The organism is Bacillus sp. FSL W8-1141, from assembly GCF_038593205.1.
Lineage (GTDB): Bacteria > Bacillota > Bacilli > Bacillales > Bacillaceae > Bacillus > Bacillus altitudinis.
On record NZ_CP151973.1, the window covers coordinates 197,851 to 219,043 of the forward strand.

The window sequence follows — 21,193 nt, forward strand, 5'->3', positions numbered from 1 at the left end:
TATGTCAGTGAAATACGGAATTTTAACATCGCTCTGTCAGCAGCAACATCATGGATATGAATTAAAGCTAGAGCTGGAGTCATTGCTCGGAATAAAAGGAAAAATCAACCCGGGTCAAATCTACACGACGCTTGATCGGTTAATTCGTGATCAATTGGTGACAGCAGTGGGAATAGATGACCAAGATCGAAAGCTGTACGACGTGACGGAAGAAGGCAGACTAGAGCTGGAATCATGGCTGTTGGCGCCTGTTCCGTATCATGCTGTAAAGGATGATTTTCACTTTAAATGGGGCTGTGCACGGAAAATCAGATTTCATCAAGAAAAAGAAATGCTTCAGCAGCAGAAAGCCGTCATCATGAAAGATGTGATGGAACTCACGAAGCTGAAAACGGAATGTCTTGTGCAAGGTGATGAGAGTCGGTACTTATTGATTTCTGGCACGCTGCTTCATTTAGAGGCGGATTTGAATTGGATTCATCAAATTGAGCATCGGAGCGGAGCATCATTTTAGAGAGGTCTTTCTTTTGAAGAAAGGTCTTTTTTTGGCTTCGTTCGGAGCATACGCAGATAGGATGGGAAGAAAGTTTGGTATGATAGGTGTAAATTGATTGTATTTTCAGAAAAGGGGTTAGATCAATGAAAACATCACGTAATCCTGAGACCATTCACGCGCCAGTTGCACCGTACATTCATCAAATAGAGACAACAGGGCCGCAGCGGTGGTTAACCTTATCGGGGCAAGTGGGGATGGAAGTCGATGGGACCATCCCAGCGAGCCCGATGGAACAGCTCGAGCTAGCGTTAGAGAATGTAAAACGCAATGTAGAAGCGGCAGATATGAAAGTAGAAGATATAACAAAGCTTGTGTTTTATTTGGTAGGTGAGTTTAATGCTGAGAGTAGAAAACGAGTCATGGGTCAGTTTTTAGGAGACCACCTGCCTTGTATGACGATGATTTATGTGGTGGCTTTGGCTTCACCTGCTTTAAAGGTCGAGGTGGATGCTTGGGCTTGTCGGGATATGGATTCGGTTTGAATTGGTTTATTTAATAGATAAAAGGTTGGGATGATTGATGCCCAATCTTTTTTGTTTTGTTATCTTTTAGTATTTTAAATGATTATAATTCTCTTACCCTTTTATACCTCATATGGTAATATTGTGGTAAATGATAAGTGGGTCTAATTACATTTACATTCCACCGTAAAAACACCATAGATCAGCATACATCACTCTAATAAAAGGGAGAGATTTGATGCCATTCATGGAGGTTCAGAATGTAAGCAAACGATATAGCAATGGTGATGGGATAGAGGGTCTTTCATTTTCCATTGAAGCAGGGGAGGTTGTGGCGCTGCTTGGGCCTAATGGTGCGGGGAAGACGACAACCATTCGATGTTTAACAGGTCTCTATCAACCTGATCAAGGGGAAATACTCATAGAGGGATTTCCTCCTGGTCATTCCCATGTCCAAAAACAAGTAGCTCTTATTCCAGATCAGCCATATTTGTACCCAGATTTAACGGTTGCTGAACATGTTCAATTCCGTGCGAGGGGCTATCATAAAGGTTTAAAACAGATCAAAGAAAAGGTATTTGAGGCGTTGAAAGAAGTACATATCGAAATGAAGATGAACGAATTGTGCGGAAGGCTTTCAAGAGGTCAAAAACAGCGTGTCGTCTTAGCAGGGGCCATTGTGCAAGATGCCTCCCTTTTTATTTTAGATGAGCCGACTGTTGGGTTAGACATCCCTTCGAAACAATGGCTGTCAGATTGGCTGATACAGAAGAGCCTTCAAGGTGGTTCGGTTCTTGTGTCCACTCATAGTCTAGAGTTTGTTCTTGATACGGCTAGTAGGGTGATATTGATTCGAGACGGTGCCATCATGAAAAGTATCGCTGTTCCTAAGCAGCAGGAAGAACAAATGAAGTGGCGGACAGAAGTCATTCAACTTCTAGGGGAGTGGTCTAGTGAATAACACGCTTTCCCTTTTATGGATGAAATCCCAAAGGCGCTTGATCAGTAAAAATCAAGAAAAGAAAATGCCCTTTCTGATCTTGCTACTTATGATGGCTGCCATCGGTTTTCAGCTGAGCGCAGTCTCAAGTATGGGCGATTGGAATGCAAGTACAGCTGGATGGATCATTGTCGTTTTATTTGTTCTTTATACTGGCTTTGGCTTGTTTTCGAATAGGCTGCCTAGTCAGATGAACGATATTATGTGGTTGTATGGAAGTGGTGCTTCCTTATGGACAGTTGTGATGAGTGTATGGGTATATCACATTTTTTGGCGATGTGCTCTTCTCATTGTTTCTGCTGTGATGGCTGATATCCTCCTTCTTTGTTTAACGCAGCAGTACTTTTTTCTACTTGGTAAATCACTCCTGTTAACAGCGCTGTTATGTATGATCGAAACATGGATGATTGCGGTATCTTGTGCAAGAACCATTCAAGTATATAAGCGAGTGCTCTTCATTGGTTTTATACTGATGTTTGGTTGTCTTTCATTGCTCACTTTGAATCAATTGATATTGAAACAGTCGTCAATAATGGAGATATCTGCTTCTTTGATGTATCAAGTCGGACGCATGATAGAGGAGTTTTCATTCATTTCTGTATTGATATTACTTGGAGTGATAATTCTATCTTTCATGATGATGTACAGGTCGAGTCATCGTATAGAGATGATGGAGTCGTTAGTCAAAGAGGCGGCATTTTGGGAGGAATTTGAGGGAAAACAGGTTCATGCAAATCCAATAAGTCCAAAGAAAAGCAAGACGTGGTGGGGGCTTTCATCATTAACGGGCATCTGGGCTTTCCTTTGGCTAGAAATATTGATGATCAAAAAGTATGCTACCTTCCACCTGTTATCTACCATGCTGTTGATCGGTACTTACTATGTCGTCAGTTCTTATTTTTCAGATTGGTTGACTCTATTCTTTCTGGTCATTGGTGCATCTGTCCTGCTCAGTTCATATTACGCTGGGATTGTAAGACACGGACAAACGGGAGTACTGTATCTTTTTCCGGGTGCTTTATATCAAAAAATTCTTCTATTGGAAGTGTTTCAAACCTTTTGGTTGTATGGTGTCTACTTGATTTCTCTTATCTTGTTAGAGATTCATGATGTATTGTATTGGGCCATTTATGGGGTAGGGGTTTATATTTGGTTTTTGACCATACGGCTCTTTGCCTTTACGCAGCCTCTGAGACGAGAAGCGAGTCTTTCTTTGGGCATCTATTATCGATCATTGCTCATCGGATCTGTCATAAGTGCTGCGGTCATCATTGGGATTCATCTGTTCACTAATGGCTGGTTTACAACGATGACATGTGTATTTGCTGGATGTGTATGTTATGTGATGTGTTATCGATGCCGTGGGACTCATTAAAAAGAGGAGTTGATTGTCATGAAACCAGAAGATAAGCTATCCCAATCGGTTCAACGTTTAGTCAATACCAATGAAGTAACGATCGTTCAAGCCATGGGGGAGTTAAGGAAATCAGGAAAAGAGGCAGTGCCAGTGCTTGTTGAAGCCTTAAAAGAAGAGGGTTCTTTGCGGAATATTGCAGCAGCGGTTCTTGGTGAATTTGGAGCAGATGCAGGGGACGCAGCAGAAGCTCTTGCCAAACTGTTAGAAAGTGAAGAAGAGGAGACAAGAATGGCGGCTGCGATCTCACTCATGAGAATTGGTCAGCCTAGTTTGCCATTTCTTCTGCCTTTGGCAAAACGCTATAAGGGTCCTACTTGTTTTTGGGCGTCGTGGTGTATCTCTTGGATTGACCCATCAAAAATCGAAAAAAATATGTACGAGTGCCTAAAACAGGAACAAGAGAATCCATCAGGAAATGTGGCACCTTTTGCTGCAGAAGAGGCACTAGGAAAAATCATCGCCTTTCAATTAAAAGAAAAGGGGGATGAGTAGTGGAAACGCAAATACATAAATGGCCTGAGCACCTTCCTTGGATTCATTCTTCACATCAGCGGTGTTTACCTGAAGGGCATACTCACCTTCTTTATTTTTGGTCAGTTAACTGTCCGCATTGTGAAGAATTAACCGACCACATTCTACATAGTGTGGATCAGTTGAGTATCCATTTAACCTGTGTCCATGTTCCATATACGGAAGAAGAAAAATCGATAGAGGTTGTTTCGAAATATGCGGAGGAAAAGAATCTCATTGCTCCCATTGTGTTGGATCAAGATTATGAGATTGTCACAAAATATAAAATTCAAGGATTGCCAAGTTTTTGCCTCATAGATAAAGAGGGGCAATTAATTGATCGGAAAATGGGAGATACCGGCTGGGAAAAAATATTAAAAAAACTAGAAAAACGATCATAATTAGGGTTATGGAGGAGAGCGTTTTGTTTCAATCAAACCAAGAATTTAAAAAAACAGTGGTCTTTTATGCAGGTGTGGGAGCTGTTTTGTTGATTCTCATGCTGTTGAAATGGCTGCCGATTTCTGCAGACTGGGAGTTGCCGTTGATTTTGTTTGGATTGGGGATTTTGTTTTATGTGAAGCGTGTGCTTTTTAAAGAAGAAAAAGATCATAAGGCATAAGTTTTCTACCGAGGTGATCTAGAAAGGTACAGTTGATGAAAGGTAAGTAATAAAAGGTTGGATGTTGAATCCAACCTTTTATTACTTCCTGTATTGAGTTTAAAAACAAGGGAATGCTTTTATATTCTCAGAGCAGTGTTTGAATCAAATTTTAAAAATCCAATGTCCTCCATGTATTTGAAATAGCGTTTGATTAAATGATCGTCCATAGGGGGATAGGTCATTCCATGTGCTTGGAGAACCGTTTGAGTATTTGTTGAGTCAAAGTGCGCCATGTTTTCGTATAGTTCCCAGACTGTTTTGTCTCGTTCTACCTTTTCAGTGAGCATTGGAAGAAATGGCGTAAGAGCGTTGTCTGCGTGTTGACCGCTTGCTTGAATGAGAGCTTCTACCCAATCGTTATATGCTTTCTTTTCTAATGGATAGCCTATTTCTTCTGTGATTTTTTGAAAAAATTCACCTAATTCCATGCTTTCTTCTTGAGGTGGAACGAGGTGATAGGCTTTGCCGAAGTTGGCTGGATCCTTGCATATGGTTGTAATGGCTTTTGAAACAAAGTCGACGGGTACGAATTCTTTTCGTTGATTCGGTAGCTCACCGTAAGCCTTTAATTGGATGCATCCTTTGATTAGTCTCGCCATGTAATCCTCTGTATTATGAACGCCTGTTTGACTGTCGCCCATGATGAAGCCTGGGCGAAGGACTGTGATCGGCACGCCACGTTTTTTTGCTTCCCACATGATTTTTTCTGCCACCCATTTACTTTGAGAGTACCCAATGTCCTTTTCTACAATAGGAAGATAAGCATCGATGGATGTATCTTCAAAAAGAACGGTCGTGCCATCTAGATACCCGGCAGGTCCGAATATGGCAATGGTCGATAAGAAATGAACAGGCTTTACCTGTTCTGTGCAGGCGAGTTTGATGATATTTTCTGTGCCGGTGACATTTGTATCCTTGTGCATGTGATAGGGCTGAACGTAATTGACTTTTGCTCCATTATGATAGATGGCATCAATGGTTTGGGCGAGTTGTTGAAATTCCTCTGTTGAGAGTCCTAGTTGAGGCTTGTCCAAGTAACCTACTATCGGTTTTAGTTGTTTCAGATAATGTTCGTCCCATAGGTGATACTTCTCCATATTTACTTGTATTCTCTGTCTTGCGTGCTGTTTGTCCCTTGCTCTGATGACACAATAGATTTGGATGGAGGGATTCATTCGAACAAGCTCTTTAATGAGATAAGCGCCTAGAAAGCCGGTGGCTCCTGTTAATAACACGGCATTCTGCTTAAAGGATTTAGAATCGAATAGGTGCTTTGGCTGAATCTTTTCATCTAAAAATCCCTCTGATGTGAGCTGTTGTTTCGGCTCAGGTGTTTGATTTTGTAGCATAAGATGAACTTGTTGAATCGTAGGATGTTCATAAAGGGTGCTGGCAGGTAGTTCAACGTGTAATGTTTCCTGCATACGCATTAAGGTTTTGGCGGCAAGGATGGAGTTTCCTCCTAAGTCGAAGAAGTGATCGTTTGTGCCAATGGGCTCTACCTTTAATAGGTCTGTCCATATTTCACAGAGTGCTTCTTCGGTTTGATTAGTTGGTGCGACATATTCAGTTTGCAGTTTGGGTCTGTCGAAATGATGTCTTGGTAGTGCTTTTCGATCGACTTTTCCATTTGTGGTCGTAGGGAAGTTTGTCAATAGAACATAATGTGCAGGGCGCATGAAATCAGGGAATGTTTTCTTTGCATAAGTTTGAATGGTATATAGATCCCATGTCTTTTTGTTGGACGGAATGATGTATGCAATGATGCGTTTATCCCCAGGTATCACTTCTGTGGCAGTCACCAAACAGGATTTAACACTTGGGTGCTGAATCAACACATGCTCAATCTCGCTAAGCTCAATACGAAAGCCTCTAATTTTGACTTGGTCATCCTTTCTACCAATATATTCAATCAGCCCATCAGGTTGTTGTCGAACAAGATCCCCTGTTTTGTAATAGGTTCTTCCATTCCGTTCGATGAAACGTTCCTTTGTTAGGTTTTCTCTTCGCCAGTAGCCTAATGCTAGTCCATCTCCCGAAGTGATGAGTTCCCCTATTTGTCCTTGAGAGACAGATTCACCTTGTTCATTTGTGATGTCAATGATGGTTCCTGCTACAGGTCTGCCAATTGGTATACTGACGAGATCATCCCAGGTGTCTGGCAGTTGAAAAGTTGTTGTGAAGATTGTATTTTCTGTCGGGCCATAGCCATTAATGATGGTCGTATGTGGGAGCTCCTTTAATGCTTGATGAACGACTTGAGGAGACATGACATCTCCGCCAGAGACGATGTATTTAACTGATTTGATATCGTTCAGGTGTGACTCCATCATCAAGTTGAACAATCCAGTAGTTAAAAAAAGAATCGATACATCATAGTCTTTAATGGTTTGACTGACGAGTTCAGGAGTCAGTTTTCCAGAAGGAGGAATAGCGAGTGTCGCTCCATTTAATAAAGCGGACCATATTTCAAATGTAGAGGAATCAAAAGAGATGGTAGATAATAATGCTAAGGTATCAGAAGAATTAACGGGCAGAAAGGAAGGGTTATGTGTTAGGTGCATGATACATCTATGTGTAATGACAACACCTTTTGGTTTTCCTGTTGTGCCAGAGGTATACATGATATAAGCGGCATCAGAAGGTTTTGCATCAAAAGACGGGTTTGACGTTGATTGTGTAAGGATGAGATGTTTTTCTTTATCTAAGTAGATAGTAGGAATAGGCAAGGAGGTTAGGCTTTGAGTGACATGTGATGTTGTGAGTAAAAACGATAGTTCGGCATCTTTAATCATAAATTGAATACGTTCACTAGGGTAATTTATATCTATAGGCACATAAACGGCTCCTATTTTGGTGATAGCGAGAATAGAGACAATCAATTGTGGTGATCTTTCTAAGGCTAGGCCAATATGAGAAGCTTTCGTTACGCCCATTTTGATAAGGTAATTGGCGAACTGGTTACTTTGTTTCTCAAGTTCAGCATATGTGATGTTCTGATGGTTGCACGCTAAAGCTGGATGATGCGGCGTGTGAGTGGCGTGATGTCTCATGATATCACATAAATTTTGATCATTCATGATGATATTCCCCCTCTAGAATTTGATAGATTAGGAATGTTATTCCTAAATCCACCCAAAGTGTATATGAAGAAATATTCATTGTCAATGAAGGTTATATTAACAATGGAATGTAAAATTTATATAATAATTGAAATAATATGCAGATATATTGTCCTATTTAGAGATAAAATGTATGGGACCCTCGGCTTTTTCCTTGAATGAGCGTTTTGATGATCAAGATGAGATGAAAATAGGGGGAAATTGAATCATAAGATAGGCTGGATTCATTGATAGGATGAAAGATCACTTTTTTATTAGAAATATATATACTATTTCGAAAAATATTTGGTAAAATATACAGGTATATCTTAAATTTGTTATATATTGTTTAAGGAGCTGTCGTGTTGAAGGGATCTAGGGTTGAGTTTATTGATAGTTTACGTGGTTTTAGTTTATTAGGTATTTTGATTGTGAATATGCTTAATTTTCAATATGATTATGATTTTGAGAAGATGTTTGATCCGAGCATATGGGGGCAGGAGTTTGGGGTATATGTGACGGAGATCTTGTTTCAGGGGTCATTTTATCCGATTTTCTCCTTTTTGTTTGGGTATTCTTTTATCAAGTTGATTGAATCCACGAAGGCAAAGGGGCTGAATACGAATGCCATCGTCGTTCGCCGCGGCTTTGGTCTTATTGTGCTTGGGATGCTGCATTACATCTTTATTTGGAATGGTGATATTCTCTTATATTATGGAGCATGTACGTTTTTCTTGATGATGTTTTTAAGCAGCCGGATCAAAACAATGCTGATTTGGTCAGGTGTGTTAGGTGCTTTGTCATTAGTGGTTTTACCATATCTGATGACCTTTGTTTATGGAAATGATGATTTATTAACTGATGTGTATGCGAAGGGTGCATACGGTGATATTTTATTGAGCCGGGTGACGATTGAAGACGATATGATGATTGTGACCATTATTATGGCGATCGTGACCATTACGATGATGCCGATCTTGGGTTTTCTATTCGGTACGATCATGGTGGGGCCATTTGCACTGCTTGGCATGGCGATTGGGAAAAAAGGTCATTTGACAGAAGAAGATCGAGGCATGGCTTATCGTAAAGGCTGGGTTTGGATGATTATCATCGGGCTCGCTTTAAAATGTGCGACGTTCAGTGATGCTCCTTGGAGTGAAATGGTGTTGACGTTAGGAGCCTATGTCCTGACGATCGGTTATATTCAAGCTTTTATTGTCTTCTACTATTCAAAGGCTGCACAAGGGTTGAAACGCCTGCTTGCAGGACTGGGCCGATTGTCTTTATCAAACTATTTGGCTCAATCTATTATTTGTACAACGATTTTCTATTCTTACGGACTTGGGTTATTCGGACAAATGGGCTCAATGTTTGGACTGCTACTTGCTGTTGGACTTTACACAGCTCAGCTGTTCATCAGCTATCTCTATTTGAAAAAGTGGAGAAGAGGGCCTGTGGAATGGCTTATGGGAAAATGGGTATATTGGAGATAAATTGATTTGTTGAGGAACCGCATGGCTGAAGAGCTGTGCGGTTTTTTAGTTGGATCGCATTCAAAAAAGTTAATAAAAGGAGTTGAATATTTTTTCAGTGTGTATATAATGTATATATAGTATATATACAATATTTCATTGCGAATACCAGTACAGAAAAAAGAGGTTTTTTATATGCAAATTACGATTTCTAACCATTCTAAGGAGCCTATCTATGAGCAAATTACGACACAAATCAAATCGTTGATCTTAACGGGTGAGCTTGCAGAAGGTGCGGGACTGCCGTCTATCCGAAAGCTGGCGAAGGATTTACAAATCAGCGTCATCACAACAAAACGTGCATATGAAGAGTTAGAGAAGGCAGGATTTATTTATTCGATTGTCGGTAAGGGATCATTTGTTGCCGAGCAAAACCTAGAGGTCATGAGAGAGAAAAAATTGAAGGTGATTGAGGAACAGCTTGGAGCGGTTGTTACAAACGGCAAGGAATTAGGCTTATCTTTTGATGAATTGCAGCAGTTATTAAAGTTCTTGTATGAGGAGTGAGATGAGTGGAGCATGTGATTGAATTCAAAGGAGTATCAAAACGGTTCAAAGGCTTTTCTGTGCAGAATCTCGATTTACAGGTCAAAAAGGGCTTTGTTACTGGGTTTATTGGAGAAAATGGAGCCGGTAAGTCGACCACGATTAAAATGATCATGAATTTGTTAAAACCAGATTCTGGTGAGGTTAAAATTTTTGGATTAGATTATCGCACCCATGAAAAAGAGATTAAGGAACGAATTGGCTTTGTTTACGATGCTAACGTTTTTTTTCCAGGATTGAATTTAAAAGACATCAAACGAATTGTGGCACCTGCCTATAAACGCTGGGATGATAGACTATTTTATCAATATATTGAACAGTTTGGTCTGCCGCTGAATAAAGCGATTAAAACATTTTCAAAAGGGATGCAGATGAAGGCATCGCTTGCGATTGCGCTGTCGCACCATGCAGAGCTGATTATCATGGATGAACCAACTGCTGGTTTAGATCCGGTCTTTAGAAGAGAGCTGCTCGGCACGTTACAAGAATTGATGATTGATGGAAATCGAACGATTTTTTTCTCAACGCATATGACGACTGATTTAGATCGCATCGCGGATTATATTGCGTTTATACAAAATGGAAGATTGGTCTTTCAACAGTCGATTCATGAGGTGGCGGAGAATTATGCGCTGGTGAAGGGGAGCCTGGATTTGCTGGATCGAGACACAGAAAAGGCGTTTATCCATATTCAGCGTACGGCAGCCGGATTTGAAGCATTAACAGATCGGATTGATGAGGTGAAACTTATTTTTGGGGACGCTGTTGTGATTGAACCGGCGTCGCTTGAGGATATCATGTTTTATTTGAAAGGCGGGGTTGCGCATGTTTCATTTAATTAAGCGTGATGTGATTTTGCAAAAGAAGCAGTTACTTATTTTTATTCCGTTTATCTTATTTTTCATTTTCATGGATGTCCATCCAGTATTAACGTTTCTAGTCGCTAGTGTCTTTATTCCATTTAACACATATGCTTATGATGAGAAGGCAGAAACGAATATTCTATTAAATTCCTTGCCCTATACACGTAAAGAAATTATCGCATCACGTTATCTTGGCGCCATTTTTTATATGAGTATTGCGATCGTGCTGACAAGTGCTGCATTATTTGTGTTTGGGAAGCTGTTTTCGCTGTCAGATATTGCGATTGGCAGCGGGTTGTTTTTATTGTTTGCAGCATGTACGTTTCCATTGTTTTATATCTTAAAGCCTGGTTATATCACAACGGCAGTGATCATTGGCTTTATTGTATTATCTGCTATGGGACCGCCTGTTGTTTTCTATTTAGCAGAGCAATTCAGTGGGATCACTGATTTTATCATGAATTTATCGATCCCTATTGTCTATACGGGGTCAACTGTACTGATTATGCTCATCTACTTGCTGTCTTGGGGACTTTCTACTGCGATTTACCAGAGGAAAGTGTTTTAAATCAGATGATCACATCATTTATAGAGAATCATTCATTTTGAGGTAGGCCTTTCAAAATGGATGATTCTTTTTTGTATCCAGTGAAATTGACATACAGAAGAAAAGAGGTTATTGTTAATTAACATAATGTTAATTATTTTTAACATATTGTTAAATAAATCATCCTTTAAGAAAGGAATTTGAAATGGAGATTAAAAATAGAATTAAGGTATTACGGGCAGAAAGAGACTGGACACAAAAGGATTTGGCGGAGAAGTTAGGTGTGACTCGTCAAACTGTGGCAGCGATTGAAAATGGTAAATATTCTTTGTCTTTAAAATTAGCATTTCAAATTGCTAGGACATTTGAAGTTGATTTGTATGACGTATTTCAAGAGGTCGACAAGGAGGAACAACAATGATAACGACGATCATACTTTATTCTCTCATTACCCTTTCTATTTTAAGCACGGCCTTTCAATTTAAGAAAAACCGTGAATATAAACATGATGAACGAGGTCAATTTATTTTAGCGAAAGCCGGAAGTTTTTCCATTATAGGTGTGGCTTTAGCCTATATATTGGTTGCTGTCGTTCAATCTTTGGTCCATCAATTCTCATCTCCAACAGAGTGGTTTTATATAGCAATTACGTTTATGTATGTATCAAGTGTTTGCGCAAATACAATCGGCATCATCTATTGTGAAAGAAAATATTAATTTTCATCGATGGATGTAAGCTAGAGTTCTTCATCATGAAGGGAAGAGAAAACCAATGAAAAAAATATTGAGAATCATGTTGATCTCCATAGGCACCATTATCACGGTCATGGTTGTTTTTCTAGCTACTGTTTATTTTGTAAACCTCATTAGTAATGAACGGGAGAAAGGGAAAATAGAAGATTATGGGCAAAAGGTCTTGGTGGATGGGAAGCAGATGAATGTGCTCATTCAAGGCGATGGGAAAGAAACGATTGTCCTTCTACCAGGCTATGGAACTGCTTCACCCGTGCTGGATTTTGAACCGTTAGTCAAGGAGTTATCGCCAGATTATAGAGTCGTTGTGATTGAACCGTTTGGTTATGGTTTAAGTGACGACACAGATAAAGTAAGGACAAGTCAAAACATTGTGGATGAGATTCATGAATGTTTGCAGAAACTCAACATTAAAAAATATACGCTGATGGGTCATTCGATTTCTGGCATCTACGGATTAGAATATGTGAATCAATACGAAAAAGAAGTCCAAGCCTTTGTTGGAATTGATAGTAGTTTTCCTAAGCAGGAGGATGCAGATGAATTGCCAGTCTCCAGCTTACAGCTGCTTCATCAATCCGGCTTTTACAGATTGATAGTGAAAATGAATCCAGATCAACTGGTGATGCCTAAAGTAGATGATCAAACGAAAGCTCAGATTAAAATGCTGACTTTCCGAAATTTCTTGGATGAAAGCCAAGCTAGTGAGGCAGAAAACTTTAGAAACAATTTTAAAAACGCTCAACGCCTACATTTTCCTAAGAAGCTCCCTGTTGCTTTCTATCTAGCGGATCAAACGGAGAAAGAAACACCAAACTGGAAACCAATGCATGAAGAGCTGCTGAAAAATGTAGACAACGGAAAAGTCGTTACTTTCAAAGGCGGCCATTATTTGCATCATACGAAATCAAAAGAAATCGCAGATGATGTGAGGAAGTTTCTACCGAACAACGAGCGCTCACGTTAGCGTTTTTCCTCCTCAGCTGGACAGATGAAACATCGCAATTTTGATCAAAACGAGTGAACTGATTTGTTTTATGATCAAGAAGAGGTGAGGGAGATGATGTATAGTCGGGTGACGCAAGAGGTGATTTCTTATTTGGAGTCGCATTTGATGGATGAGCTGTCGCTGAGACAGGTGCATGAGAAAGTAGGATATTCACATTTTCATTTGCTGCGTTTGTTTAAACGAGAAACCGGGCTGTCGATGGGGGAATATGTGCGGAAACGAAGATTAGCTACGGCTGCACAGCTTCTTTTGTATACGAATCAGGGGATTTTAGACATCGCTTTTTCGTTACAATTCCAATCGCAGGAAGCCTTTACGCGTGCTTTTAAGCATCTTTATTCTTTACCTCCCGGAATGTACAGGTCCATGATGAGAGACATGCAAATGAAAAAGGAGGAAGATTCGATGACAATACATGAAGCAGTACCTGGCTGGGGTTTGAGTGGTTCACATCCGCATATGTATGAGATGGGTGTTGATACAGCAGAGTTTCATACGGGAAAGCAATCAGGTGTTTTATCATCTAAAGAAGGCGTACAAGAAGGACAGTTTGCGACGATGATGCAGGGGTTTCAAGCAAAAGAGTATGTAGGCAAGCGATTGAAGCTCTCTGCTTTCTTGAAAACAGAGAATGTATCTTCAGCAGGAATTTGGATGCGGGTAGATGACGGAAAGGGTGATACGGTGCAGTTTGATAATATGCAGAATCGACCTGTGACAGATTCTACGGAATGGAATCAATATGCGATCGTATTAGATGTTCCTACGCGCAGTGAATCCATTCATTTTGGAGTGCTACTCAGCGGTCATGGAACAGTCTGGGCTGACGGTTTTCGATTTGAGGAAGTGGATGAGAAAACACCTACAACGAATATGGTGGAGGCTTCGGCTCTGCCAGATGTGCCGATGAATTTGCATTTTGAGCTTGAGAAGACCGTGTGAGCGGTCTTTTTTTGTTGTATACAAATCTGCATGAACCGTTTATAATGAAAAATGTAATTAAACATACCGACGGTCGGTATGTAAAAGGAGGCGTTTGAACTGGCGCGAAATAAGTATCCAGAAAAGACGATGCAGCAAATTTTGGACGTGTCGACAAAGTTGTTTCAGGAAAAGGGATTTGAAAAGACAAGTTTGCAAGATATTATCCATGAATTGAATATGTCTAAAGGGGCTATTTATCATCATTTTAAATCGAAGGATGAAATATTACGCGGCGTGATGGATCGGCAGTTTCGTTATGCAACCGAGAAGCTTGAGGAGTTAATTGAGCATACGGAGGCAGCTCATGCGAAAGAGAAGCTGCAGCTTATTCTGGAGCAGCTTGTGGCAGACCCGCAGTCTCATTCGATTGATGGGATCTTGGTTGATCAGATGAAAAATCCGCAATTTGTGATTGAAGGCATGAAGACAGGTGTCAATCAGGATGCTTTGAGAATCAAACAGTTAATCATTGAAGGGATTGAGGATGGTTCGATGGAAACTGCGTTTCCTGGTGAAGTGGCAGAAGTATTTTTGCTTCTTGTGAATATATGGTTGAATCCAACATTGTTTGTCCGCAATCATGAAGAAACTGTCCAGCGTTTGTGTTTTTTAAAGCAGATGATGAAGGGGCTTGGCGTGGATATTGTGAGTGATCTATTTATTCAAAAGGTGACAGCGCACTATGCTGAAATTGGCGGGTATGATCTGCCCGAAAGATAAAGAATGCCAACTGATAGGAGGATGACGTATGATTCATTTTATGAAGGTTGAGCTAAGAAAAGGCCACATGAAGCAGTATATTCAAGCTAGTTTCATCGCGAGTATTGTGCTGCTAGTATTCATCTATTTTATTGCGTTTGCTGCAAAAATTGAACGCGAACCGGGTTTTCAGCAGTATACGAATATTTATTTGTTAACGAGTACAGTATGGATGATCTTTTTTTCTATCATCACAGCTATGCTGTATTGGCGTGTAGGCAAGACTGTTTATCAGGAACGCACATCCAATTCAGTGAGATTCCTTTCTCATATGATATGGATGGTGTGCCTTTCAACGTTTGCGATGATGTGCAGTATCATTCCTTCGTTTGTTGTGTTTAGTGTGACTGAATTGTTTTTCCCTATTGTTCACGATACGCTGACGGCAGGTTCTCTGTTTCAATTGATGAAAACATTCTTTATGTTGATTGTTTGTGTTCAAGCGATTGGCATGATGGCGATGAGAATAGGGTTGAGCAAGAAATCTGTTTTGATGACCGTCCTGACTGCCATTGTTTTATGTGCTGTTTTAGGAAATGTATCGCTCGCCATTTATGGCAATGATCAAATGAACCTCATCCTGTCAGGAGTGATGATTGCAGCAGTCCTCATTGTGATCTTGGAATTGTGGAGCCGCATCGGCCGGCTGCAAACGAGGTAATTCATGATGGGAAAAGGATGGAGACATGTGAAGCATACGGTTCAAATTGAAGAAGCAATAACGGAACTTTCGTTAAACTGGCTGGTGGGAGATGTTCGCCTTTATCACCATGATCATCCTTATTTATTGATGAAGCAGACCACCAATCACGTATTCCCCCATCGGTATTTACTGCATCATCAAGTGCAGGAAGGCAGGCTAGTCATTCAAGATAAAAGAAAACGAGCGATCAGCTTGGGGCTTCATCTTCATCAAACGAATTTGGAGATTTACCTCCCTCAGGCACAGTTACAGTCCTTGTCTATTCATTGTAAAGGAGCAAATCTATTCTTGGATGGACTGAAGGTGAAGGCGGCTGACTGCCAATTGATTTCTGGAAAGTCCATGTTCACGGGAGAAATCAAGCATCTGCGCTTGCAGACAGTGGGTGGACTTATCTCTAGTCAACAGCTCAACACGCAGACATTGAGCCTGCGTACTACTTCGTCAAAAGTGGAGATGGTAGGTGCTTTTTCAGATATTGATCTGAATTTAATAGGCAGAAGGGTACAGATACATTCAAAGGCCATGCTGCATTCGCTCAAATCGACGTCAACTGGATCATCTGTCAAAGTGGCAATTCCGGAAAATGATGGATTTATTTGTTATGTGAAGAAAAGATCAGGTACTTTTCACAATGACTTTCCTTGTGTTGATGATCAGGATAGAATGGTTTATAAAAATGGAGGGAAAAGCTTTGAGGTCGATATAAGGGGAGGTTCTTTTCTATTAAGTGATGGTCATTGAAGCGATGATGATCCTCTGATTCGATATATCAATATAAAATAATTTGAATATCTTTTTATGTCAGAATATTTTGTTAATAGTGTTTTCCTCAAAAAAACAATTGTTTTTTAAGGGTAGATTTATTATGATAATATACATCGAAAGATTGAAGATTTTGAATCAGAATGAAAATTCTGATTTTTTATTTTTTATGTTGTTTGTTGATGAGGGGGAATAGAAGTGGCTCAAAAGGAATTAAAGAGAGGGTTAAGTGCTCGTCATATTCAAATGATTGCGCTTGGCGGCACAATTGGTGTTGGCTTATTTATGGGGTCAGCTAAAGCCATTCAATGGACAGGTCCATCGGTTCTTCTAGCGTACGCAGTGTGTGGTATTTTTATCTTTTTTATTATGCGTGCGATGGGAGAAATGTTGTATCTTGAACCGAGTACGGGATCGTTTGCTACATTTGGGCATCAATATATTCATCCGCTTGCGGGGTATATGACAGCTTGGAGTAACTGGTTCCAGTGGGTCATTGTTGGAATGTCTGAGATTATCGCCGTAGGTGCTTATATGAAATATTGGTTCCCGGAGTTACCGGCGTGGATTCCCGGATTAATCGCCATGATCATTTTAGGTGCGGCCAACTTGATTTCGGTGAAGTCATTCGGTGAGTTTGAATTCTGGTTTGCGATGATCAAGATTGTGACGATTATTTTAATGATCATTGCAGGTTTAGGCATTATTTTCTTTGGGTTTGGCAATGGTGGAACAGCGATTGGTTTGTCTAACCTTTGGGCGCACGGCGGGTTCTTTACAGGTGGATTTAGCGGTTTCTTGTTTGCATTGTCCCTAGTGATTGCTGCCTATCAAGGGGTAGAGCTCATTGGGATTACTGCAGGTGAGGCGCAAAATCCGCAAAAGACGCTGACAAATGCCATCAAAAGCATCATCTGGCGTATTTTGATTTTCTATATCGGTGCGATCTTTGTCATCGTAACGGTGTATCCGTGGGATCAGCTGAATACGCTCGGCAGTCCATTTGTGGCGACGTTTGCGAAAATTGGAATTACGGCAGCAGCAGGTATTATTAACTTTGTTGTCATTACAGCAGCGATGTCCGGCTGTAATAGTGGAATCTTCAGTGCGGGGCGTATGCTTTATACATTAGGTGTGAATGGACAGGCACCTGCTTTCTTTACAAAAATTTCGAAGAATGGTGTACCGTATTTTGGGACATTTGCTGTGCTGATTGGTTTAGCGGTTGGGGTGGTCTTAAATTACGTTTCTCCGCCAAACATTTTCGTTTATGTGTATAGTGCGAGTGTCCTTCCTGGTATGGTGCCTTGGTTTGTGATTTTAATTAGTCACATTGGCTTCAGAAAGGCGAAGGGGGCAGCGCTTGATCAGCATCCGTTTAAGCTGCCGCTTGCGCCATTTTCTAACTATTTGACAATCGGATTCTTGCTGATGGTGCTTGTGTTTATGCTGATTAATCAGGATACACGAATTTCTCTCATTGTGGCAATTGGGTTCTTGATTTTAGTGGCGCTTAGCTTTTTTGTATTTGGAATTGGTAAACGAAAACCGATTGAAACAGCTTCTTCTGATCAAACGGTGAAATAATCAAAAGCCTTGCGGAGTGGACCCGCAAGGCTTTTGTCGTTTACAGAGAAGCTTTGACACGCTGAAAGACATCTGGAAAGTTTGTGAAAAGACCGGTGACGCCGTATTGCAGAAGACGTGTCATGTCTGCTTCGCTGTTTACCGTATATGGATGAAGGAGGAGTCCATGGCTTCTGACCTGCTGTACATTTTCAAGTGTCAAAGCTCTAAAATTCGGTCCGACCCCCACTGCATACGATTTGATGAAGTCGAGCTGATCATCTGTAATAGACGTCATTTGTGCTCTATCTAATAGCTGTACTTTTGGAAGCCGAGGGGCGAGTTTCTGCAATTTTAATAGACTTTCTTGGCTGAAAGATTGGATAATGACCTGCCCTTTTCTCGTATGTTTTCCAAGAAGATGATGTTTCTTTAAGACGGCCAATAGTTTTTCTTCCATTTGCGGATAGATGTCTGGTTTTTTGGTTTCAATATAATAATTTTCTCGTTTACCGAAGTAGCGTAATACCTCATCTAATGTGAGGACTTGCTGTCCAATAAAGTGGGCATTTTGTTTGTCGGGGTTGGCTTCGTTAAACCATGCACCGGCATCGAGCTGTTTGATTTCGGCGAGTGTGAGGTCTTTGACCCAGCCGGTTCCGTTTGTCGTCCGGTCAACCGTTTCATCGTGCATGACGATGAGGTGTCCATCCTTTGTCATTTGAAGGTCGAGTTCGAGGTAATCTGCATTCATCTTTGTGGAGAGCTTGTAGGAAGCTAGGGTATGCTCTGGGGCATACCCTGATGCTCCGCGGTGTGCAACGGTTAAAATGCGATCTGGAGATAAAAGATGTTCATGTGCCGATATGGTGGTCGGCACCCAACCAAAAGACAGTAAAGCAAAAGAGAGTAACACGAAAGCAAGTAATCTACTTTTCTTCATATTTTATCCTCCTTTTACGGTAACTGCCTCCATCATAAGAAATAGATGTAAAGGGCATGTTGGGCGGAGATGAATCTTTTATGTGATTTTCATTAAGCTTGCTCTACGCGCTTTCCTGTATTCCATGTCATGGCGAGGAACACAATTGCAAGGATACAAGAACCAACTAGTAAAATGAAACCTCCTGTCCAGTCATAGTGATCGACGACGACACCCATCATGGCATTAGCAAAAGCAGAGCCGCCAATATATCCAAAGAATCCTGTCAACCCGGCAGCAGTGCCAGCGGCTTTTTTCGGAGCGAGATCAATGGCTTGCAGTCCAATGAGCATGACGGGTCCGTAAATTAAAAACCCGATGCTGATGAGGGCAATGTTATCAACCATTGGATTGCCAGCAGGGTTTAACCAGTACACAAGAACCGCAATTAATACGCCAATCATAAAGAGGACGCCAGCAGGTGCGCGGCGGCTTCTAAAGAAGCGGTCACTAATCCACCCGCACAATAATGTACCAGGGATGCCTGCATATTCATAAAGGAAATAAGACCAGCGTGAATGCTCTGGTGAGAATCCTTTTGCTTCTGTTAAATAGGTAGGTGCCCAGTCTACGACCCCGTAACGGACAAAGTACACAAAGACGTTGGCAATGGCGATATACCAAAGGAATTTATTGTTGAGTACATATTTAAACAAAATCTCTTTTACGGTTAATTCTTTTTCTTGATCTTCATATTGTTGTGCCGGATAGTCATTTCGGTATTCTTCAATTGGCGGAAGACCAGCGGATTGCGGGGTGTCCCGAACGAGAAGAATGATGACGAAGGAGACGATAATGGCGATGATGGCAGGGAAGAAAAAGATACTTTTCCACGTCGCAAACAAAACAATTCCTAATGTAATAAGCGGTGCAAGAATCCCCCCGCCGATATTGTGAGCGACGTTCCAAATGGACATTTTCGTACCACGTTCACTCACCGAAAACCAATGCGCCATCGTTCGTCCGCATGGCGGCCACCCCATTCCTTGAAACCAGCCGTTTAAGAACATGAATAAAAACATGATCCATACACTGGATGTCACCCATGGAAATGAGACAAATAGAATATTGATAAGAGCTGATAGAAAGAGTCCAGCGGCTAAAAAGTATCTTGGGTTACACCGGTCTGAGATCATCCCCATAATGAATTTACTAAAGCCATAAGCGATTGAAACAGCCGCCAGTACAAAGCCTAATTCACTTTTTGTGAACCCCTCTTCCTGTAAATAAGGGATGGCAAATGCGAAATTTTTGCGCAGCAAATAGTAGCCCGCATATCCGATAAAGATTCCCAAAAAGACTTGCAGCCGCAACCGTTTATAGGTTTCGTCTGTTTTGGCATCATCGAGCCTGTCGATATGCGGAGCTGGTTTAAACCATTTGAACATAAACATCCTCCTCTTGTAGATATGACTGAAACAAAAGTACGAGGTCTGTCTTTGATCTTGTACTTTTTCAGAGACAAAAGAATTGATAACGCTTTCTTTTGTACTCCCATCATATCGGATGGAGAAGATGTTTATGATGAGGCTTTTGTCATTATTTTGGAAAAACAGTTCGTGAAGTGATGAAAAAAATCCGCACAATGGCGGATTTTTAATAGTGGTTAAATTGATACATCAATTTTTGCAGATTTCTTTAGTTGATCAATTTCTTTTTGTACTTCTTTTTGCTTTTCTTGAGATTCTAACTGCTTCTTGATTTGTGATTTGACGTCTTTGAAATCAGGTGCTTTTTGTTTTTGCTTTTTCATTTGTTCGGCGTATTGGTCATAGTACGCTTTGACGTCTTTTTCAGACACAGAGGCTGATTTAATTTCTTTGTCGACATATTGGCTGTATTTGATGCTGTCGGCAATATCACTTTTCAGCTGATCCATTGTCAGTCCGCTCTTTTTGAGTGCTTCTTCAAATTGAGCATTGTCTTTAAATTGTTTCTTTTCTTCTTTTAGCTGCTTATCGACTTGCTTGTCAGAGGCTTTATAGCCCTTCTTCTCAGCATCTTGCAGGATGAGCTCTTGACCTACGAGCGCATCAATGGTTTGCTTCTTGACAGCTTTAGCGCCTTCTTTAGATGTTGGGTCTTGTCCTGACTGCTGAAGTTGACCTTGAATGGTCGATAGAGCGCTATTGTATTCACTGCCTGTGATTTTATCTTTGTTGACGGTCGCAACGACCTTTTGATCATCAATTTTTTGTGCGTCTAATTTCTTTTGCATCTCTTCCATTTGCTTTTGCTGCTCTTTTTGGTCAGCCTGTGTTGTTTCCTTGCTTTTGGCTGAATCGTTTTGCTTATCCTGTTTCGCATCGTTTGATGAGCAGGCTGCAAGCCCCACTGATAACAGACAAGCAATGAGTGTATATGATACTTTTTTCAATTATTTTCTCTCCCTTCGGTATGAGAACATCTAGTGCGCATTCTATCCGTTTTAGAGGAAAAATAAAACCGTATAGACGAATTGTTAGCGGATTGACA

Annotated in this window: 23 protein-coding genes; 19 read left to right on the forward strand and 4 right to left on the reverse strand. The window is 40.7% G+C overall.

The features are described from left to right. Position 1: 1 nt before the first annotated feature. The 7 genes from NSQ52_RS01120 to NSQ52_RS01150 all read left to right on the forward strand — a co-directional run bounded on the left by NSQ52_RS01120 (position 2) and on the right by NSQ52_RS01150 (position 4,566). Entirely contained in the window at positions 2-514 is a 513-nt protein-coding gene (locus NSQ52_RS01120) for a PadR family transcriptional regulator (protein WP_039169395.1), read from the forward strand. Positions 515-639: 125 nt separating this feature from the next. Further along, positions 640-1,038: a RidA family protein gene (locus NSQ52_RS01125; RefSeq protein WP_342473820.1), complete on the forward strand. Its 399-nt coding sequence runs from the start codon at positions 640-642 to the stop codon at positions 1,036-1,038. A gap of 217 nt (positions 1,039-1,255) precedes the next feature. Beyond that, a complete protein-coding gene (locus NSQ52_RS01130; protein WP_144668355.1) occupies positions 1,256-1,978 on the forward strand; it encodes an ABC transporter ATP-binding protein in 723 nt (240 codons plus the stop codon). Next, positions 1,971-3,392, forward strand: a complete 1,422-nt coding sequence (gene skfF, locus NSQ52_RS01135) for a sporulation killing factor system integral membrane protein (protein ID WP_342473821.1) — start codon at positions 1,971-1,973, stop codon at positions 3,390-3,392. Before NSQ52_RS01130 ends, skfF begins: the two co-directional genes overlap by 8 nt. Positions 3,393-3,410: 18 nt before the next feature. Then, positions 3,411-3,926: a HEAT repeat domain-containing protein gene (locus tag NSQ52_RS01140; RefSeq protein ID WP_024719127.1), complete on the forward strand. Its 516-nt coding sequence runs from the start codon at positions 3,411-3,413 to the stop codon at positions 3,924-3,926. Continuing rightward, positions 3,926-4,345 (forward strand): TlpA disulfide reductase family protein, encoded by a 420-nt coding sequence (locus tag NSQ52_RS01145; RefSeq protein ID WP_259254123.1) that lies wholly within the window; start codon positions 3,926-3,928, stop codon positions 4,343-4,345. The genes NSQ52_RS01140 and NSQ52_RS01145 overlap by 1 nt, the downstream gene beginning before the upstream one ends. 23 nt (positions 4,346-4,368) lie before the next feature. Further along, positions 4,369-4,566, forward strand: coding sequence for a hypothetical protein (locus NSQ52_RS01150; protein WP_073415172.1), 198 nt, complete (start codon positions 4,369-4,371; stop codon positions 4,564-4,566). 119 nt (positions 4,567-4,685) lie between these two features. Here the strand turns inward: NSQ52_RS01150 and NSQ52_RS01155 are convergent, their stop codons facing one another. After that, positions 4,686-7,688 carry an amino acid adenylation domain-containing protein gene (locus NSQ52_RS01155; protein ID WP_342473822.1) on the reverse strand — a complete coding sequence of 1,001 codons (3,003 nt, stop codon included), beginning with the start codon at positions 7,686-7,688 and terminating at the stop codon, positions 4,686-4,688. Positions 7,689-8,074: 386 nt separating this feature from the next. Here NSQ52_RS01155 and NSQ52_RS01160 point away from each other — a divergent pair, with 386 nt between their 5' ends. From NSQ52_RS01160 to NSQ52_RS01215, 12 genes are all read left to right on the forward strand, one after another. Further along, a complete protein-coding gene (locus tag NSQ52_RS01160) occupies positions 8,075-9,202 on the forward strand; it encodes a DUF418 domain-containing protein (RefSeq protein ID WP_061417701.1) in 1,128 nt (375 codons plus the stop codon). Between the two features lie 174 nt (positions 9,203-9,376). Further along, the gene (locus tag NSQ52_RS01165) at positions 9,377-9,748 is read left to right on the forward strand and encodes a GntR family transcriptional regulator (RefSeq protein WP_008343911.1); all 372 of its coding nucleotides are present in this window, start codon (positions 9,377-9,379) and stop codon (positions 9,746-9,748) included. Positions 9,749-9,753: 5 nt separating this feature from the next. Beyond that, a complete protein-coding gene (locus NSQ52_RS01170; RefSeq protein WP_159145337.1) occupies positions 9,754-10,629 on the forward strand; it encodes an ABC transporter ATP-binding protein in 876 nt (291 codons plus the stop codon). After that, the gene (locus tag NSQ52_RS01175) at positions 10,613-11,218 is read left to right on the forward strand and encodes an ABC-2 transporter permease (protein WP_035390634.1); all 606 of its coding nucleotides are present in this window, start codon (positions 10,613-10,615) and stop codon (positions 11,216-11,218) included. Before NSQ52_RS01170 ends, NSQ52_RS01175 begins: the two co-directional genes overlap by 17 nt. Positions 11,219-11,402: 184 nt before the next feature. Next, entirely contained in the window at positions 11,403-11,618 is a 216-nt protein-coding gene (locus NSQ52_RS01180) for a helix-turn-helix transcriptional regulator (RefSeq protein ID WP_012008754.1), read from the forward strand. Beyond that, positions 11,615-11,914 carry a hypothetical protein gene (locus NSQ52_RS01185; RefSeq protein WP_008343907.1) on the forward strand — a complete coding sequence of 100 codons (300 nt, stop codon included), beginning with the start codon at positions 11,615-11,617 and terminating at the stop codon, positions 11,912-11,914. Before NSQ52_RS01180 ends, NSQ52_RS01185 begins: the two co-directional genes overlap by 4 nt. A 55-nt stretch (positions 11,915-11,969) precedes the next feature. Beyond that, positions 11,970-12,917: an alpha/beta hydrolase gene (locus NSQ52_RS01190; protein ID WP_342473823.1), complete on the forward strand. Its 948-nt coding sequence runs from the start codon at positions 11,970-11,972 to the stop codon at positions 12,915-12,917. Positions 12,918-13,010: 93 nt separating this feature from the next. Then, on the forward strand, positions 13,011-13,901 hold the full coding sequence (locus NSQ52_RS01195) for an AraC family transcriptional regulator (RefSeq protein WP_342473824.1): 891 nt from the start codon (positions 13,011-13,013) through the stop codon (positions 13,899-13,901). A gap of 129 nt (positions 13,902-14,030) precedes the next feature. Beyond that, on the forward strand, positions 14,031-14,663 hold the full coding sequence (locus NSQ52_RS01200) for a TetR/AcrR family transcriptional regulator (RefSeq protein WP_008343904.1): 633 nt from the start codon (positions 14,031-14,033) through the stop codon (positions 14,661-14,663). 28 nt (positions 14,664-14,691) lie between these two features. Beyond that, the gene (locus NSQ52_RS01205) at positions 14,692-15,363 is read left to right on the forward strand and encodes a hypothetical protein (protein ID WP_045034667.1); all 672 of its coding nucleotides are present in this window, start codon (positions 14,692-14,694) and stop codon (positions 15,361-15,363) included. Between the two features lie 27 nt (positions 15,364-15,390). Further along, positions 15,391-16,149, forward strand: a complete 759-nt coding sequence (locus NSQ52_RS01210) for a DUF4097 family beta strand repeat-containing protein (RefSeq protein WP_342473825.1) — start codon at positions 15,391-15,393, stop codon at positions 16,147-16,149. Positions 16,150-16,368: 219 nt separating this feature from the next. Continuing rightward, complete coding sequence (locus NSQ52_RS01215; RefSeq protein WP_008343901.1) at positions 16,369-17,757, forward strand: amino acid permease; 1,389 nt, start codon at positions 16,369-16,371, stop codon at positions 17,755-17,757. Between the two features lie 40 nt (positions 17,758-17,797). Here the strand turns inward: NSQ52_RS01215 and NSQ52_RS01220 are convergent, their stop codons facing one another. The 3 genes from NSQ52_RS01220 to NSQ52_RS01230 form a co-directional block, all read right to left on the reverse strand. Then, the gene (locus NSQ52_RS01220) at positions 17,798-18,679 is read right to left on the reverse strand and encodes a glycerophosphodiester phosphodiesterase (RefSeq protein WP_342473826.1); all 882 of its coding nucleotides are present in this window, start codon (positions 18,677-18,679) and stop codon (positions 17,798-17,800) included. 92 nt (positions 18,680-18,771) lie between these two features. Continuing rightward, positions 18,772-20,106 (reverse strand): glycerol-3-phosphate transporter, encoded by a 1,335-nt coding sequence (gene glpT, locus NSQ52_RS01225; RefSeq protein WP_008343899.1) that lies wholly within the window; start codon positions 20,104-20,106, stop codon positions 18,772-18,774. 218 nt (positions 20,107-20,324) lie between these two features. Continuing rightward, on the reverse strand, positions 20,325-21,095 hold the full coding sequence (locus NSQ52_RS01230; protein ID WP_008359353.1) for a SurA N-terminal domain-containing protein: 771 nt from the start codon (positions 21,093-21,095) through the stop codon (positions 20,325-20,327). Positions 21,096-21,193: the final 98 nt, after the last annotated feature.

Bases quoted from the DNA above. Each gene is read 5' to 3' on its own strand.
- NSQ52_RS01120 (WP_039169395.1), top strand. From the start codon at position 2: ATGTCAGTGAAATACGGAATTTTAACATCGCTCTGTCAGCAGCAACAT.
- NSQ52_RS01125 (WP_342473820.1), top strand. From the start codon at position 640: ATGAAAACATCACGTAATCCTGAGACCATTCACGCGCCAGTTGCACCG.
- NSQ52_RS01130 (WP_144668355.1), top strand. From the start codon at position 1,256: ATGCCATTCATGGAGGTTCAGAATGTAAGCAAACGATATAGCAATGGT.
- NSQ52_RS01140 (WP_024719127.1), top strand. From the start codon at position 3,411: ATGAAACCAGAAGATAAGCTATCCCAATCGGTTCAACGTTTAGTCAAT.
- NSQ52_RS01155 (WP_342473822.1), bottom strand. From the start codon at position 7,688: ATGAATGATCAAAATTTATGTGATATCATGAGACATCACGCCACTCAC.
- NSQ52_RS01165 (WP_008343911.1), top strand. From the start codon at position 9,377: ATGCAAATTACGATTTCTAACCATTCTAAGGAGCCTATCTATGAGCAA.
- NSQ52_RS01175 (WP_035390634.1), top strand. From the start codon at position 10,613: ATGTTTCATTTAATTAAGCGTGATGTGATTTTGCAAAAGAAGCAGTTA.
- NSQ52_RS01180 (WP_012008754.1), top strand. From the start codon at position 11,403: ATGGAGATTAAAAATAGAATTAAGGTATTACGGGCAGAAAGAGACTGG.
- NSQ52_RS01185 (WP_008343907.1), top strand. From the start codon at position 11,615: ATGATAACGACGATCATACTTTATTCTCTCATTACCCTTTCTATTTTA.
- NSQ52_RS01190 (WP_342473823.1), top strand. From the start codon at position 11,970: ATGAAAAAAATATTGAGAATCATGTTGATCTCCATAGGCACCATTATC.
- NSQ52_RS01195 (WP_342473824.1), top strand. From the start codon at position 13,011: ATGATGTATAGTCGGGTGACGCAAGAGGTGATTTCTTATTTGGAGTCG.
- NSQ52_RS01200 (WP_008343904.1), top strand. From the start codon at position 14,031: ATGCAGCAAATTTTGGACGTGTCGACAAAGTTGTTTCAGGAAAAGGGA.
- NSQ52_RS01205 (WP_045034667.1), top strand. From the start codon at position 14,692: ATGATTCATTTTATGAAGGTTGAGCTAAGAAAAGGCCACATGAAGCAG.
- NSQ52_RS01220 (WP_342473826.1), bottom strand. From the start codon at position 18,679: ATGAAGAAAAGTAGATTACTTGCTTTCGTGTTACTCTCTTTTGCTTTA.
- glpT (WP_008343899.1), bottom strand. From the start codon at position 20,106: ATGTTCAAATGGTTTAAACCAGCTCCGCATATCGACAGGCTCGATGAT.